Genomic DNA, 14,353 nt, shown 5'->3' with positions numbered 1-14,353 from the left:
CGCCACGGAAGCCGGGCGGGTTTTTTGTGAAACACCTGGAAGTGATACCTAGGCGGGTGCCAGCGTCTTGACTAGTGGTCCTGAGCCCTGAATGGTAATTGCGTAGGTAGCGATGCCTTTTAGCTGACCTTTGAAGCTGCTCTTGGTGATGATACCCGTCCCCGTGTACCACGCGCTGCCTTTCTTGGAGCCAATGCGATAGCGCACCTGCACCTGATTGTTTTCGCTTAACTGAATATCAAGCAGGTTCTCAGCCGTCACGTTATCGTCGGCATCCGTAGCGCCGGGGCCACTGGCGTCGTTGGTGGCTTGGCGTACGTTGAGCGTGCCGCCCAGCGACCAGCCAGTTTGGCCTCCAATGAACTCCTTGAACTGCCCGCTGGCAATGCAAGTCGCTTCGTCGGTTTCGGTATCGACATCAAATGTTGAGTCGGTAAGGCAGCCAATCAGCGCGTAAACGAGGGCCGCATTGATTGTTTTTTGAATTGCAATGCCGACGTCACGGCCTTGTACTTTGTCTAGTGCCATAGAAATTTTGCAGAAAAAAAGGTGAGAGAGTTAGGGCAATTCGACCAGGTAATCCAAGCTGCGGAAAAGGCAGACGGCATCCTTGTCATGGTGGTCCTGCTGATTGTCTGGCTCGAGAAACACGCCGGGCTCAGGCTCGGCGTAGTCCAACGCGCCGCGCACGGCCGTGGTGAGGGCAGCCAAGGTGTCGTAGGCATCGGCGTAGAGGCTGAGCTGCACGCGGCCTACATCGCCGAGGCGGCACACGGCAGAACTGCCCGCTTCGGGTACTAGGCTCACCAGTTGGTAAGTGCAGTAGGGCCGCGGTGTCTTCTGGGGCGCCACCACCGGGTAGATACGGACCTGCTGCTGGTGGTCCTTATCTACATAGCCGAGCAGGGCTACCACGGGGGCGGCCTGGCTGAGCAGCGTATTTAGGATGGCGCCGGCTTCCACTATTTAAAAACTGATTTAAAAGCGTCTTCAATGATGTTTTTGCACTCGGCTTTGATGATGCCGATAGCCTCGTCTTTCTTGCTGTCGAAGGCAGGCCGCATGAAGGGCTTAGCCACTGCGCCCGGATGCTGCACCTCTTCGACGAACACGTTGCCGCGCAGGTGCAAATGCCCGCCGGCTGCCTTGGCCTTGATGATGTGCGGAGCCGTACCGTATTCAACTAAATGGCCCGCGTAGCCCTTGAAGCGCCCGCCGCGCCGAGGCCCGACGTATACTTGCTCCCCTTTGCCACGGCCGCGGCCGGGAATGGAGCCGATGCTTTTTTGTAGGTCGCCGTTCTCTTTCGAAACGCGGCTCTGAGCCTCAGCAATGATGGGTTTAGCTGCCTTGTTGAGGATGCCACGCACCACTTTGTTGCTGAGCTTCTTATCGCCCGATAGTCCGTCGAGCACTTGGCCTAGCTCCTCAATGCCTACAAAGGATAAATTCTTAGCCACGGGAATAGACGAATAAAAGCAGCCCTACACGGCGGCCGAATTGCTGTAAGTCAGTAATCTGAAAGGTGCGGCCGTCGATAACCAGCTGCCAGTCGGGTGCCACATCGGCCCGGTAGCGGATAGTGATTTTCTGCCGCTGGGTGGCCGTGAGTTGGTCGCCCACAAAGCCCTCACTGCCCGGCACGCTATCGACCTTGGCATACACCTGGGCCACATCGGTAAACGTGGACTGCTGACCCGAGCCGCCGAAGCTGTTGGCTGGGGCGGGCATGGGTTTTTGCAGGGTGATGAGGCGGTCGAGCTGGCCGAAGTTCATAGCGTTGGCTCCCTCAAAAGATTCATCAGCATTTTGACCGTCTGCGGCACCTCTGTCACGTTCAGGCCCACCGCCACCGAGCCGCGGTTTTCATACCAGTGCCCTAGGGTGAGTAGGATATACTGGTCAGCCATAGCCTGCTCGTCGGGACTGAGCACGGTATAGTCCGCGTAGCGCAGAAATACCAGCGTGGGCGGGTTGATAGCCGGGTCGCTGGCCTTGGCAAGCGCCGGCTCGCCCACGTCGGGCCAGCGGCGCTTGCTTTCGGTGCGGAACATGCCCAGCGCCGCCGCCAAATAGCCAGTCAGCAGCGCGTCCTCATCCGTGGCGGTGGGGTCGAGCTTGAGGTGGGTCTTTACGTCGGCGAGGGTGAGCATCTTAGGAGGTTATTCTTCGTTTTCAGACTCGGTTTCAGGCGCCGCTACCAGTTCGGCAAAGCCGCCACTAGTCAGTAACTCCACATGCTCAGCCGCGAGGTCGGCGGTATCGCCGGGCCAGTAGCCATAGCGCGGATGCGAGCGCAAAAACTTGATTTTCTGGGTTTCAGCAGCCTTTTCGCCGCTTTCAAGCTGGTTTTGCTTGTCAGCAGCCTCTTTTGCTGCTTTTTCGGCTTCTTTCTGGGCTTTTTCGACCTCTTTTGCGGCCTTTTGCTCAGCAGTTTGCGACATAACACGGAATAATTAGGGTAAAACCATAGCCTGGCCAGCTACTGCCAGCCAGGCTTTTTCAGGTTATGCTACTCAGTGAGCAGGTCTTTCACGGCCGCAAATGCCTTGGGCTGGGCCGCCAGCACATCGTGGAACGTCTGGATGATGATTTCCACCTGACCCTGCTTGGCTAGGGTGATGTTATCCACCGTGATGTCGAGGCCACCCCACTGGCCGATGAGCAACTGGCTCCAGTCGCCGAAAATGGCGGCCGATAGCTTGCTGGCACTGGTGCCCTTGCTCAGGTCGCGCGGAACGTTGGTCGTTACCTGCACGGGGTAGCCGTTAAGCTCCGTGTTGCTGTTCATCAAGAACAAGCCCGAGCCAGCGTCCACCTTCGTGCGCTTGAGCTTCGCCTTAGTGGCCACGTTGATGAGATAGCCCGACGAGTCGAGCGCCAGGTTTTGACCTTCTACCAAGGCTTCCAGCAACACCAGGGTGTCACGGTCGGGCGCTGCGCCGTTGGCGCCCAGCACCAATTGCAGAATGTCGTTGTAATTGAGGATGCCCAGCGGCTCGTTGTCTTGGCCGTCGCCATTGATGGCCACGCGCTCCAGCTCCTGCACCACGCTCTTTTCGAGGTCACCCCGCAGCAGCGCCTCGACGCCTGGGGAGGTTTGGGCTAAAAACTGCTTGCTACGGCGCACCCACGTACCCATGCGGTGCGGCGTGAGCTTCGCGTCCTTGAACTTCTGATTCGACTTGTCAAGGGTTTCGATTTCACCCTTGAACGTCGATTTGGCACCCTGCGAGAGAGAAGGCACGCCAACGTCACCTACCAAGCCCGTCAGGAACGTAGCGCCTAGCGCACGCAGCACCGATTTAGGGCGGGCCAAGTCGATGATGGGGCGAACCGTGTCCACAGCCTTCACGGCCGAGCCATCCTCGGGCTGGGTGGGCTGGGTAATCGAGTTGTCGCGGCGGCTGAGTAGCATCTGCGGAATGCCTACCCCATTCACGTCTTGGCCTAGGGCGCGTGCTTCAGCAACTGCTTGCTGGTGCATTTCGCGCTCGATGCCTTCCAGGGGCGCACCGCCTGACATGGAGCGCACCACTTTCAGCAGCGAGTACTTCGACAGGTCACGGGCCTCCTGCGTATTATGGTTGTTGATTGGCTGGGTATTGCCAGCAGTTTCACGGGCGAGTTCTTCTTGCTCTTCCGCACGCTGAATGTCAGTGGCAAGGCTGCGCACCTCGGCCATGAGTCTGTCGTAGACCGGCACCTCTTCGGCGTTCAGGCTACGGCTTTCGCCCTTGGCTTTGTTGAAAATGGCCTGAGCCTCTTCAACTTTCTTGGCGCGTTTCTCACGCAGCCGTTGCAGTTCGTTCATAAAAAATTTGCAGAAAAAAGGTGAGTGAGTGAATTAACTAATGATGGCAAGAGCAAGCTCTTTTTCAAGCATATCCATGCACGGCCCGATGGGCGGCATAGGGTGCTCCTGCTGGTAGGCGTCGTGGCTGCGCTTGGCCGCCGTGGCATCAGGGTAAGCCGGTGAAGTCACCGGGCACACGTCGTACAGGGTTTCGATTTCTAACACCGTGCGCACGTAGAGGCTGCCACCGGCTGCGTCCTGTTCCTCTTGCCAGTCGTCTTTTTTAGCCCGAAACAAAAAGCTGCTGCCGTCGACGTCGCCGCGCTCAATCTTGCGCATCACCCGCTGGTGGTCGGGGTCCTGTGCGTCGTAGGGGATGCGGTAGCTCAAGCCACCGTCCTGCGTGCGGGTGAGCTCCAGCGTGTTATTGCGAGTGCGCCCCAGCAGCTGGTCGGGGTCGTGATTGAATACCCCAATCACATCCGAAATGTCCGTGGCATCCAGGGCCCGGGCGTCGATGATTTCCACGAAGCGAAAGCCGGCGTAGCCTAGGGGGCTACTACGCACGCCACAGACGATGGCCTGCCCGATAAAAGCAGCAGGCTCCTGCCCACCACCGTCAATGGCGCGGTACTCAATACTGGGCGGGGTGGTGACAACACGGGCCTCCCGGCCTTCGGGTAGGTGCAGGGGCTTACTCATTTTCAGGGGCCGGGGGCGGCGTATTAGCGGGTTTAGCGTTGCGGGCGGCCAGTGTTTCGTCCATCTTATCGAGCGGCATCTGGTTGACCTGCACCAAGTGGCGGTCGCCACCGTCGATGGCGTTGCGCTCTTCCATTTCGCGTACCTCGTTGATGGAATAGATGCCGGCCTGCACCAGCTTCTGGTAGTAGTTGGCGCGGGCCGTGGCGTCAGCGCGCAGCAGGGCGGCCAGATTGTGTTTGAAATAGCGGTTTTCGACCTCAGAAGGCAGTAGTAGCTTCAGCCGGTACTCCTGCTCGAAATTCAGCAGCCAGGGCATGAGCGTATCGCCCACGTAGTCGAGGCTTTGCTGCTCAATGTTGTTGTTAGTCGAGCGCTCCAAATCGCCACCTTTGTGCGGCGGAAAGCGCAGAATGCTAAAAATATCGCTTCGCGTGAGCTTATGGATGCTGATAAATTCAGCATCTTCGGGTGTTAGGCTAATGGCCTTGTATTTCAGGCCCTCCTCCAATAAGATGGGCTTGCCAGCATTTTCAATACCAGCGTATTGGGCAGCAAAGGATGCGGAGAGGCGAGCTGCTGCGGCGTCGGTCAGCGTGCCCTTTTCCATCTCCAGCGTGCCCGAGGGCTTGGCGCCGTTCTGGTAGAAGCTAGTATGAGCTTTCGACGCAGCCAGACCCTTGCCGAACGTTTCGCGGAAATAGTGAATGACTGACACGCCCATTACGCCGTCGAGGCTCAGGCCTCGAAAGTGCAGCACGTCGTAGTCAGCATAGGTCTTGGGGTCGCCACTGAAGCGGTACCACAGGCGGCCGCCCGACTTGAACACGGTCGTTTCGTCGGGGTGCTTGAAATGCACCTGCACCGGCTTTAGCTTGCCAGCGCGCTCAATCAAGCCATAGGAGTTGCCTCGCAGCAGCGTGACGGCCATTGACGTTTGCCGAAACTGGAAGCTGTTTTGCAGGCCCGAAGCCTTTAGATTGAGAATAGGCGTGGCGGCATGGCCACTCACCCGCTCGCGGCCGGTAGTCGTTTGCTCGAACAACTGGCAGGGCAGCCCGGCAATATCCTGACTGATGGCATTAACTGCGGCATAGACCGCGGCAATGCTCATCACCGTCTGCTGGTTGACGGGCACACCCGCCACACTACCACCGCCAAAGCCTAGGATGCCCAGCAGGCGGGCATCATTGCTTTCGGTACTAACCGATTCGACTACGCCAGCACTGCGCTGCTCGCGCTCAGCCGACACCGCCGCTTGAAGCGGGGTAGCAGCGGAGCGCGCAGCAGAGTTATTCCAGAAGTTGAAAGGCATAGTCGGGCTTGAACTGTGTCAAAGCTCCGACTGACCCTAGGCGGGCTGCAATCTTAGGCGGGGCAAGGCGGGGCAAGCGCCTATAGCACCCGCAGGCCACGCTCTTCATAGATGCTGGTGGGGGCATCTTCGAATCCGCCCCAGGCACCCACGGCCATAATCAACGCTACTGGCCCGTCGATTTTATTCTTCGCCTGCTCTTTGCGCGGGTAGATATTATCCTTGGCGTCGATATTGGCCACTACGTTGCTCATCATCCAGCCCATAACGGGGCTGCCGTCGTGGACCAGCTGGTAATTCTTGGCGCTGCGCTTTTCCTCGGGCGTGAGCACGTCCTTCACCATGGCAAACACTGACTTCATGGGTGCGCTGAAATTGGGCACCGTGTTGCGGTACTCTATCGTGGCGATACCCTCCTGCTCAATCTCGGTGGCGAACTTCTTGGCCTGCCAGGGGTCGTAGGCCATGCCTTTGATGTGCACCACGCTGGCCGCGGCCCGCAGGTCGTCTTGAATCAGGTTCTGGTCGGTCACGTTGCCGGGCGTCAGCGTCAGATGGCCGTCGATGGCCCAGCCGGCGTAGTGAGCACCCTCGCCCGTTTCGGCCTCGCTTTCCGGCAGATAGAAGCGCGGAATAACAAATACTTGGTTGCCGCGAATGATGATGAAAACCAGGGCGGCAATGTCAGTCGAATTGGCGAGGTCGAGCCCGACGTAACACTCCTCACCTACAAAATCTTCCAGCGTTAAGGACGGATTGGCGCAGGCTTTCCAGGCAATCATGTTCATCCAGGCGGCCTTGGCATTGCGCCACACGTTGAGGCGCTTGGTAACGAAGTAGCCCTCTTTGGTAGCGTCGGCTTTGGCCTCGGCAGCCTCGGCCGCGAACTTCTTAGGGTCGATGGATACGCCCCAGTTGGGGTTTGACTTCGGCCACACGGCGGGGTCGGTCCAGTCATCTTCCTCATCAATGGTGAAGATGATGGCAAAATAGTGCTCGGCATCTACCACTTCTTTCAGAATTTTCACGCACAGCGCCCGCGTGTTGAAGCACACCCCGGCCAGGTTAAAGCCGGCCGTGGTAATCTGGAACAGCATCGCCTGGGCGCGGGCGGCCATACTGGTTTCCATGTTCTCCACCAGGTCGGGCTTAGGGTGGGCGTGCAGCTCATCAGCTAGCCCGAAGTGGGTGTTAATGCCATCCTGGTTACCGCCCTTTTCTTTGCTGAGGGCCCGGTAAAAGCCACCGTTTAGCTCGCAGTAGATAGTATTGGCACTGACTTTTACCCCTAGCTCACGCTGCAGGTCCGGCGATTTCTCCACCATCTTGCGGCTGACCTCCCACGTAATAGCGGCCTGCTCGCGGCGGGTAGCGCCCGAATACACCTGCGGGCCCTCTTCGCCATCGGCGGCCAGCATGTACAACGCGAGGCCCGAGGCCAGCGCGCTCTTACCGTTCTTCTTGGCCACCTCGATGTAGGCCTTGACAAAGCGGCGGTTGCCATCTTCTTTGAGCCACCCAAACAGGCAGGTGATGATGAATATCTGCCAGGGCTCGAGCACCAGCTTAAGCTTTTTCTTCGCCCACTCGCCTTCGATGTGCGGCAGCAGCTCGATGAACATGCAGGGCTTAGCGGCCTCTTCCTCATCAAACCAGTAGGGAAACGCCTCGGTGCCTGCGCGCTGCAAGTCGTTTTTCTGGCGCTGGCAGGCCAGCCGCACCAACTCACACGCTAGCACGCGCCCGCTTAGCACGTCCTCGATATACTGGTTGGCGATGGCGATGTAGTTGCGGGGCTTGCTCATCGACGGCAGGTGCAAAGCGCTACAGCCTTCCGGCAGCCGCAGCAGTGAAGTTCTTCCCGCCAGCTACGCGAACAACCCATATAGGCCGCCCACGCGTTGCAGGTCGGGCAAATCTGTTCGCGGCGCTGGCCTCGGCGCACCAGTTCAGCTTGTAGCTGGGCTGTAGAAAGTTCAGATAAGTTGCTCATTTGCGGAACACGGCAAAGCCGCTTTTAGCGTCCTCCTTAGGTTTTTCGGGCGCGCTGATGCGCGTGCGGCTGGCCGGGCTAAAGCCAAACTGCTGGCCGATTTTATTGACCTTCTCGGTGGCGTCCGACAGGATGGCCACCCAGGGCGAGCGCACCTGATGCGAGCCGTTGGCCGTGAAGCGGGTTTCAGTCTTGCCGTTCAGCTCCAGTTGTTCCTCGGCTTCCAGCATCAAGGCCGTCTGGTAGCAGTAGGCCCGCAACAGCGCCAGGTCCACCGTGGCCAGCATGCCCTTGGCGTGCAGTTCTTTCGCGCACACTTCCCAGCACTGCCGTGCGGCATCCGGCCGCAGGTCGTCTGGGGGTGCTGGCAAGTCCTTGGTGGGGTCGAAGTCCAACGCGCCCGGTGCCTCGCGGTCCCGGCGGTGGGTGCCCTCTAAGAGCTTCTGACGGGCTGGTTTGGGGGGTGGGCCTGGCATAGTTCAATAAATATTTGTAAAATACAATATGTGAAAAAACAGTCTAACCTGACAGCGTGAAAATTTGACTCAGGGCTACGGTGTAGGCGTGATGGGCCGGGAGGATTTCGACCCCCTACCCCCTAGGAGCTGTTTGCGTGCGCTCTGACGCACTCTTAGCCTGGTGACAAGCGCGGCACAAGCTCTGATGGTTGTTAGCGTCCCAGAAGCTACCGCCTAGCCTTACTGGGGTGATGTGGTCAGTCACGGTAGCCGGTGTGGTGCGGCCTAGGCTAGTGCACACCACGCAGCACGGGCAGCGAGCTATCTGCGCCTTACGGGCAGCCTGCCACTGGGCCGTATCGTAGCGGCTATCTCTGGCCTCGTGCTGCTGATACACGCGCTTGGCGGGGGCGGGCTGCCAGGGCCGGCGTGTTGGCTTAGGCAGCGAGGGCATGGGGCAGCATGGGGTAAAAGCCAGGGAAGGCGGGCTGGTTCACCAATTGCAGCACTAAGGCACTACCTGGCTCGACTAGGCCGACTGGCAGCTTGAGGCTGCTGATGCGCGGGCGGGTGTCGGCATACTGAGCTAGGCGGCGCTTGGCTTCGGGCCGCAGATCGAGGTGCCAGTACGGGCTGTGGCCAGAAGGCGGTACCAGGTCGATGGGCTGGTAAGCCCGTAGTTGCAGCCGCTCACAGAGGGCACTGCATAGGTAGGCCCGGTATTGGCCTGCATACTCCCGGCCTAGGTACACTAGGCGCAGGGTAGGCAGTAAATCAATGGGTGGGGGGATGTGTTGAATAGGGTCGTAAGCGGGTAGCATAAGCAGGACGGAATAACTATCTAAGGTACAAATGCAGAAAGGTTTGAGCAAGTAGTTTCGTTCCTAATCGGGCGGCCCATAACCCGGCCACATCTGGCCAACCAGGTAGCGCAGCGAAGCATCGGACAGGTAGCGGCCTTCGTGGGTCCAGCAGCGCCAGCCGGGGTGTAGGTCTTCGTGGCAGAAGTAGTCCAGCTGGTGGGCGTCGAGCTGGCAGCGGTGCCATACTTGGCGGTCTGGGCCTTCGGCCAGGGTGGCGGTGGTTTCGCCTAGGGCTGGCGGGAAGAGGAGGCGCAGGTCGGGCATCTTAACCTAGGTATTCAGTGATAGCGTCGATGAATCCTTGCAGGCCCCAGGCCACTACCACGCAGTAGCCATTTTCCGTAAGGCGGGCGTGCCACTCACGCTGTTCAGGCTTCACGGTGCCGGGCTTGCGCTTGATGGTCTGGCCTTTCCACTCGCAGGTGCCACCGATGATTTTAAGCTCGATGCGCAGGCCGTAGTAGCCTTTGCGGGCCAGTTCTAGGGCGGTGTCAGGATAGCCGCGCTTGAGGCCCGTATTCTTGAGCGTTTGGCCGGTGGCGGCGGTGCGCAGGCCCCCATTGGCAATGGCGATGAGCGACTGCTCTTGGTGGGGGTAGTGGTGGCGCATCCAGTGAAAGGCTTCCTGCTGGAGTGCATTTTCATCCCAGAGCGCCTCGGGTTCTTTGTGGATGAGGGCATAAGGCTTGGGTGCGGCCGTAGCAGCAACCCCGAAGGCAGGGCCGGTGAGCGGCGTGAAAGCGGGCGAACTAGTGGCGTAGGGGGCGGCGGGGTGGCTCATATCGTTCAGGGCAGAAGTGGGCACAACTACTTGTGCCCCGGTGTAAGTGATTGATTTTATTAGCGTTTGGCGGCCTTTGCGGAGTAGCTTTTACCGTCTCTAATACTTCCGGCTATAAAAGAGTATTTTTATTAGACCCCTATTTGTACTTTACTTATATATTCTTCTTATAATACAAACGCGTGTAAAAGAAAAATGCAATTTTGTATAGGGAAGTTGTGAGGCTGGAAAATGATACCCGAAAACGTACCATAACTAATTGATTATTAAAGTCCCACATTGGGGCACAACTCGTTTTTAAAAGTTGTGCCCCAGGGGTTTTAGCTATTCTGAGCTAGCCTCGGGTTTCTCGAAGTAGCTCTTATCCCGGTCGGCCCCGATGTGCTTCCAACGTTTGCGCTCGAAACCCAGCTTGGCCATCCAGTGGTAGAAGCGGCGCATTGGAAAGCGGCGGTCACTCTCACCGGCGAAAGTCAGGTAGTCCTTGTAGGCCTGCTCAGCCCATATCGTGTGCCCGCGGCCTTGCAGTTCAGCCAGTTCAGTCCGCGCAAACTCCAAAAACTCCGGGCTCGTCGAATCCTCCAGCTTGCGGGCGTCGAGCGCCGCTGAGGCCAACTGGGTGAGCTGGCGGCCGCCCGAGAGGAACTGCTGCACCCAGCCAAGGGCCAGATTGAAGAAGCGGTTGTACTCGGCCGTATCCCAGCCCTCCTTGAAAAAGCCGACGCCGAAATCATCCTTGGGCGTATGCCGAGCCGAGTAGTGCGGGGCCAGCGGAATCTCGATTTTACGGCCCTCGTGGCTGCCGCCCTCACCACTCACCACATCGTTGGTGGTGATGGCAAACTTTGGGCTGTCGGCAAAGGGTATCGTGAACTCCGCGTGGTTCTTGCGGTTCACGGCAATCTCGCTGGTGATTTCGGTAAAGAGTTTTTTGAACGGCAGCCTACGGCCGTCCCACTCGTCGAAGTAGGCCAGGCGCGTGGCCGCGCTGATGCGCTGAAAGCGGAAAGAGTCTTCGAAGCGAAATGTCGCGCCGGCAATCGTGGTGACCTGCACCAATTCACCCACGGCCTTAATCAAAAGTGACTTGCCGGTGCGGCCATCGGGCTTGCCGGTGGTGGCCACCTCATCGACGAAAATCACGCACTTCGCATTCTGCTCTTCCTTATAGCCGTGCAGCAGATAGCCCAGGCTGGCCCGGAGCAGCGCCAGGCGGTCAGCATTGCCGCCGCTCACGTTGACGGTGAACTGGTGAAAGTCAGCTTGCAGCGCCGCTTCCGCAGAGGCCAGCAGTACGAAGTCATGTGCCCGCACCTGCTCAGCCCAGATTTGGCCGGGCAGGCTGCCGTACTCGGCCGTGGCGATGCCGGTGGCCGTCACCGTCACCCAGCAGTTGCGAAAGAAGTAGTAGGCCTGGCTGGGGCCATCGCGCAGCCAGTCTTCGTCGAGCGTCGGCAGGGCTTGCAGAAAGTTAGCATCCAGCAGCTTGCGCTCCTGGGCCAGTACCAGTTCCCGCACCTGAAAGCCATACACCCCATCAAACTCGAAGGGTAGGCCAGCCAGGTAGCCCAGCACGTGGTCGAAGAGCTGCCCGCGGTCGATTTCGCTGACCACGCCCGCCACCACGCGCACCGTGGCGTAGCCGCCGGCCGCACTACGGTACTTGCGAAAACCCTCGGTGCCGAGCCAGGCAATAAACTTGTCGAGGCTCAGCAGCAGCCGCTTGGGGCCGTCCCGCTTTGGGCCATCGACCAGGCCCCAAAAAGTCAGTAGCTCGACCTCCTGCGCCTGCTCGGCGGCAATGGCCTCGACTGCTGCCTGCACGCCGGCCGGCGCCACGTGCGCGGCTGCCGCCTCACGGTGGGCAATGGTGACCACCGCGCCAGGGTTGCCCTTGTGCTCGCGCAATTCCTGCCGCACTTTGTATTGCAGCCAGTCGGGCAGCAGCGGCCGCGCCGGGCCCGAAACCTCGAGGCCTGAGCGCAGGGCCTTCTCGGCCGCCTTGGGGTCAGCTACGTTCTCTTTGGCCAGCAGTGCCGAATACAGCGCGTCAAACGCGCGGCCAGCCTCGACGAAGCCTGAGCCCACGTAGCCGCCCACTAGGTGGCCGGCGTTGCGCACCTGCACATACTTGCCGCCGTCCTGGGCCTCACGTATCATCTTCACGCCGATGGCGATAAGCCTATCTTCCGTGTCGGTGCTGCGCAGGTCGGTGGTGGCTACGGGCTGGGGCTGGCGGGCCGGAATGGTGGCCGCCTTGGGCTCCACCAGCTCCGCAAACGTCTCGGCCTGCTCATTGAGAAACAACTTGGGGTCGTAGCTCACGAACCGGGCGCGGCTCACGTCCTTGCAGCTCTGGTCGATTTTTACCCCGAAGTGCTCGGCGTAATACACCTCCAGCGCCCGAAAGCTGCCGAGGTGGTGAGTGGTCGGTACTGGTACCAGCACGCACAGGCCCACGCCGCCGGTTGACAGGAAGCAGGCGTAGGTATGCTCATCAGCCTCGATGGCAGCCCGCACCTGGGCCCAGTCGGTATCGGGGTTTGGTTTGGCGTCGAGGTCGAGGCTCATAAAGCCCGAGTGCTGCACCAGCCCACCCACGGCGCGGCGTTCGAAAGTGCCGCTAGGGGTGAAGTAAGGCAGGGCACGTTTAGCCATGTCATAGGCGCCGCTGCCCGGTTGTTCAGCTCGCACGGCCTCGACCTGGGCGCGCCAGAGTCCCGACATGATGCCGGCGAGCACTTCCACGAGAGGTAATTTCTCCCCGCCCGTGGTGGCTTTGATTTGAGGAAAGAGCGAAACCATCATTTTGAGTTGGGAATTGCCGCACCTTGGCGGCGGGCGAGTTCTTGCGTAATCAGGGCCAGCAGCCTCGGCGGCCGGGCGATGCCTTGGTAGTGCCGCTGGGCCAGTTCCTGTTGCCAGGCGGCCAGCAGGTGCGTGGCGTAGGCGCGGGGGTTCTGGGTGGGCGGGATGTTCATGCTACCTGCTGTTGGGGCTCCGGCTGATACAGCCCTTCGCGCAGGCCCGCGCCCCGCTGCCAGGCGCCCTGGTGCTTGCGCCAACCAGGATTATAGCCCGAGAGCGCGCAGGCCCGGCGCCAGTCGGCATCGCTCCAGTCGTGCATGTTCTTGCCTTCGAGGTCAGCCGGCACGGCCTTAGGGCCACCGCGCCGCTTGGCTACCGAGGGGGGTAGAAACTGGCGCGTATCGGTCACCACGGTGAAGGTGACTTCCTGCGGCCTAGCCACCTCGATGGGGAAGTCAGCCCCGCAGCCCTCGCAGGCCTTGGCCGAGATAGGCCAGAACAGCCCGCAGAACTTGCAGTCCTTCATCGGCCGCACCCCGACGCTAGTGCCCTTCTTTTTCTTCGTCGACTCCAGCGAGTGCTCGGCCGGGGTATCGAGGAAGCTATGCGCCTTCACGTTGCCGCCCATGTCGATAATGAGGCAGCGGCTTTTGCCGGGGCTGGGCCGCAGGCCGCGCCCGCCCATCTGCAAGTACAGCGCCTTGCTCTTGGTCGGCCGGTTTAGAATCACGCAGCTAATGTTCGGCAGGTCAAAGCCTTCCGTGAACAAAGCCACATTACTGAGCACCTGCCACTTGCCGGCGGCGAACTCCTCCAGCACTCGCTTGCGCTGGGCCAGCGGGGTAGCGCCGTCGAGGTGAGCGGCCGCGATGCCGCGCTCATTGAAGGCCTGCACCGTGGCTAGGCTATGCTCGACGTTGATGCAAAAGCAGATGGCCTTTTCGCCCGGCGCGTAGTTTTCGTACTGCGTCACGGTGCCGGCGTAGAGCTGGCGCTTGTTGAATTTCTTGAAGGCCTGGTCGGCGGCGTAGTCACCACCGCGCTCGCCTAGGCCGTCGAGGTCCACTTCGGCCAGCGCGTAGTGAGCGGGCACTAGGTGGCCGGCTTCCATCAGCTGGCCAATGGTGATGGGCTCCACCATGCTCTGGTACCACTCACCCAGCGCCTTGCCGTCGAGGCGGTAGGGCGTGGCGGTGAGGCCAATGCGGCGGGCAGTCGGGCAGGCGTCGAGCACCTTCTGGTAAGTGCCTGCGGCCGTGTGGTGGCCCTCATCGAAGAAAATGAAGTCGGGTAGCTCGTGGGCGGGAATGCTGGCGATGCGGCGGCTGAGCGTTTGCACCATGCAGCATTGCACCGGCCGGTTGCCCCAGTAGTGGGCATCGCTGGCTATCTCGCCCACGGTCAGCCCAAAAGCTTCCATGCGGGCGCGGGCCTGGGCCACCAGCTCGTACAGGTGGGCCACAAACCATACGCGCTTGCCGCGGCTCACCATGAGCCTAGTCAGCTCAGCGGCTACCGTCGTTTTGCCGGCGCCAGTCGGCAGCACCAGCACGGCTGAGCTGGCGGGCGCAGCGAGGGCCGTGCGCAGCTCGGCGATGGCTTGGAGTTGGTACTCCCTTAATTGAATAGCTCCCATC

At 60.2% G+C, this 14,353-nt stretch carries 18 protein-coding genes; all 18 read right to left on the bottom strand.

What is annotated here, in order from left to right:
* Positions 1-48: 48 nt before the first annotated feature.
* The 18 genes from FNT36_RS03225 to FNT36_RS03145 all read right to left on the bottom strand — a co-directional run bounded on the left by FNT36_RS03225 (position 49) and on the right by FNT36_RS03145 (position 14,352).
* Complete coding sequence (locus tag FNT36_RS03225; protein WP_144844299.1) at positions 49-528, bottom strand: phage tail protein; 480 nt, start codon at positions 526-528, stop codon at positions 49-51.
* 30 nt (positions 529-558) lie between these two features.
* The gene (gp17, locus tag FNT36_RS03220; RefSeq protein WP_233635644.1) at positions 559-963 is read right to left on the bottom strand and encodes a tail completion protein gp17; all 405 of its coding nucleotides are present in this window, start codon (positions 961-963) and stop codon (positions 559-561) included.
* Positions 963-1,460, bottom strand: coding sequence for an HK97-gp10 family putative phage morphogenesis protein (locus FNT36_RS03215; RefSeq protein WP_233635643.1), 498 nt, complete (start codon positions 1,458-1,460; stop codon positions 963-965). The genes gp17 and FNT36_RS03215 overlap by 1 nt, the downstream gene beginning before the upstream one ends.
* Positions 1,453-1,776 carry a phage head closure protein gene (locus tag FNT36_RS03210; RefSeq protein ID WP_144844293.1) on the bottom strand — a complete coding sequence of 108 codons (324 nt, stop codon included), beginning with the start codon at positions 1,774-1,776 and terminating at the stop codon, positions 1,453-1,455. Before FNT36_RS03210 ends, FNT36_RS03215 begins: the two co-directional genes overlap by 8 nt.
* Entirely contained in the window at positions 1,773-2,153 is a 381-nt protein-coding gene (locus tag FNT36_RS03205) for a head-tail connector protein (RefSeq protein WP_144844291.1), read from the bottom strand. Before FNT36_RS03205 ends, FNT36_RS03210 begins: the two co-directional genes overlap by 4 nt.
* Before the next feature lie 9 nt (positions 2,154-2,162).
* Complete coding sequence (locus tag FNT36_RS03200; protein ID WP_144844287.1) at positions 2,163-2,444, bottom strand: hypothetical protein; 282 nt, start codon at positions 2,442-2,444, stop codon at positions 2,163-2,165.
* Between the two features lie 68 nt (positions 2,445-2,512).
* Positions 2,513-3,814, bottom strand: coding sequence for a phage major capsid protein (locus FNT36_RS03195; RefSeq protein WP_144844284.1), 1,302 nt, complete (start codon positions 3,812-3,814; stop codon positions 2,513-2,515).
* A 33-nt stretch (positions 3,815-3,847) separates the two neighbouring features.
* Complete coding sequence (locus FNT36_RS03190) at positions 3,848-4,498, bottom strand: HK97 family phage prohead protease (protein WP_144844281.1); 651 nt, start codon at positions 4,496-4,498, stop codon at positions 3,848-3,850.
* Complete coding sequence (locus tag FNT36_RS03185) at positions 4,491-5,813, bottom strand: phage portal protein (RefSeq protein WP_144844278.1); 1,323 nt, start codon at positions 5,811-5,813, stop codon at positions 4,491-4,493. Before FNT36_RS03185 ends, FNT36_RS03190 begins: the two co-directional genes overlap by 8 nt.
* Before the next feature lie 80 nt (positions 5,814-5,893).
* On the bottom strand, positions 5,894-7,618 hold the full coding sequence (locus FNT36_RS03180; protein WP_144844275.1) for a terminase large subunit: 1,725 nt from the start codon (positions 7,616-7,618) through the stop codon (positions 5,894-5,896).
* Positions 7,619-7,802: 184 nt separating this feature from the next.
* Entirely contained in the window at positions 7,803-8,282 is a 480-nt protein-coding gene (locus tag FNT36_RS03175) for a phage terminase small subunit P27 family (protein WP_144844272.1), read from the bottom strand.
* 115 nt (positions 8,283-8,397) lie between these two features.
* Positions 8,398-8,718, bottom strand: coding sequence for an HNH endonuclease (locus FNT36_RS03170; protein WP_144844269.1), 321 nt, complete (start codon positions 8,716-8,718; stop codon positions 8,398-8,400).
* Positions 8,702-9,085, bottom strand: coding sequence for a hypothetical protein (locus tag FNT36_RS03165; protein ID WP_144844266.1), 384 nt, complete (start codon positions 9,083-9,085; stop codon positions 8,702-8,704). Before FNT36_RS03165 ends, FNT36_RS03170 begins: the two co-directional genes overlap by 17 nt.
* 63 nt (positions 9,086-9,148) lie before the next feature.
* A complete protein-coding gene (locus tag FNT36_RS03160) occupies positions 9,149-9,391 on the bottom strand; it encodes a hypothetical protein (protein WP_144844263.1) in 243 nt (80 codons plus the stop codon).
* Between the two features lies 1 nt (position 9,392).
* A complete protein-coding gene (locus tag FNT36_RS03155) occupies positions 9,393-9,932 on the bottom strand; it encodes a PDDEXK family nuclease (RefSeq protein WP_144844260.1) in 540 nt (179 codons plus the stop codon).
* A gap of 300 nt (positions 9,933-10,232) precedes the next feature.
* The gene (locus FNT36_RS03150) at positions 10,233-12,716 is read right to left on the bottom strand and encodes a BT4734/BF3469 family protein (protein WP_144844257.1); all 2,484 of its coding nucleotides are present in this window, start codon (positions 12,714-12,716) and stop codon (positions 10,233-10,235) included.
* Positions 12,713-12,889 carry a hypothetical protein gene (locus tag FNT36_RS25345; protein ID WP_233635642.1) on the bottom strand — a complete coding sequence of 59 codons (177 nt, stop codon included), beginning with the start codon at positions 12,887-12,889 and terminating at the stop codon, positions 12,713-12,715. Before FNT36_RS25345 ends, FNT36_RS03150 begins: the two co-directional genes overlap by 4 nt.
* Positions 12,886-14,352 (bottom strand): DEAD/DEAH box helicase, encoded by a 1,467-nt coding sequence (locus tag FNT36_RS03145; protein ID WP_144844254.1) that lies wholly within the window; start codon positions 14,350-14,352, stop codon positions 12,886-12,888. The genes FNT36_RS25345 and FNT36_RS03145 overlap by 4 nt, the downstream gene beginning before the upstream one ends.
* Between the last annotated feature and the right edge of the window lies 1 nt (position 14,353).

The sequence above is a fragment of the Hymenobacter setariae genome, assembly GCF_007713685.1.
Taxonomy (GTDB): domain Bacteria; phylum Bacteroidota; class Bacteroidia; order Cytophagales; family Hymenobacteraceae; genus Hymenobacter; species Hymenobacter setariae.
This window is presented reverse-complemented; position numbering and strand designations above follow the sequence as displayed.

What these genes read in the sequence shown, in the direction of transcription:
- FNT36_RS03225 (WP_144844299.1), bottom strand. Translation starts at nt 528, where the DNA reads ATGGCACTAGACAAAGTACAAGGCCGTGACGTCGGCATTGCAATTCAA.
- FNT36_RS03210 (WP_144844293.1), bottom strand. Translation starts at nt 1,776, where the DNA reads ATGAACTTCGGCCAGCTCGACCGCCTCATCACCCTGCAAAAACCCATG.
- FNT36_RS03205 (WP_144844291.1), bottom strand. Translation starts at nt 2,153, where the DNA reads ATGCTCACCCTCGCCGACGTAAAGACCCACCTCAAGCTCGACCCCACC.
- FNT36_RS03200 (WP_144844287.1), bottom strand. Translation starts at nt 2,444, where the DNA reads ATGTCGCAAACTGCTGAGCAAAAGGCCGCAAAAGAGGTCGAAAAAGCC.
- FNT36_RS03195 (WP_144844284.1), bottom strand. Translation starts at nt 3,814, where the DNA reads ATGAACGAACTGCAACGGCTGCGTGAGAAACGCGCCAAGAAAGTTGAA.
- FNT36_RS03190 (WP_144844281.1), bottom strand. Translation starts at nt 4,498, where the DNA reads ATGAGTAAGCCCCTGCACCTACCCGAAGGCCGGGAGGCCCGTGTTGTC.
- FNT36_RS03185 (WP_144844278.1), bottom strand. Translation starts at nt 5,813, where the DNA reads ATGCCTTTCAACTTCTGGAATAACTCTGCTGCGCGCTCCGCTGCTACC.
- FNT36_RS03180 (WP_144844275.1), bottom strand. Translation starts at nt 7,618, where the DNA reads ATGAGCAAGCCCCGCAACTACATCGCCATCGCCAACCAGTATATCGAG.
- FNT36_RS03175 (WP_144844272.1), bottom strand. Translation starts at nt 8,282, where the DNA reads ATGCCAGGCCCACCCCCCAAACCAGCCCGTCAGAAGCTCTTAGAGGGC.
- FNT36_RS03170 (WP_144844269.1), bottom strand. Translation starts at nt 8,718, where the DNA reads ATGCCCTCGCTGCCTAAGCCAACACGCCGGCCCTGGCAGCCCGCCCCC.
- FNT36_RS03165 (WP_144844266.1), bottom strand. Translation starts at nt 9,085, where the DNA reads ATGCTACCCGCTTACGACCCTATTCAACACATCCCCCCACCCATTGAT.
- FNT36_RS03160 (WP_144844263.1), bottom strand. Translation starts at nt 9,391, where the DNA reads ATGCCCGACCTGCGCCTCCTCTTCCCGCCAGCCCTAGGCGAAACCACC.
- FNT36_RS03150 (WP_144844257.1), bottom strand. Translation starts at nt 12,716, where the DNA reads ATGATGGTTTCGCTCTTTCCTCAAATCAAAGCCACCACGGGCGGGGAG.
- FNT36_RS25345 (WP_233635642.1), bottom strand. Translation starts at nt 12,889, where the DNA reads ATGAACATCCCGCCCACCCAGAACCCCCGCGCCTACGCCACGCACCTG.
- FNT36_RS03145 (WP_144844254.1), bottom strand. Translation starts at nt 14,352, where the DNA reads ATGGGAGCTATTCAATTAAGGGAGTACCAACTCCAAGCCATCGCCGAG.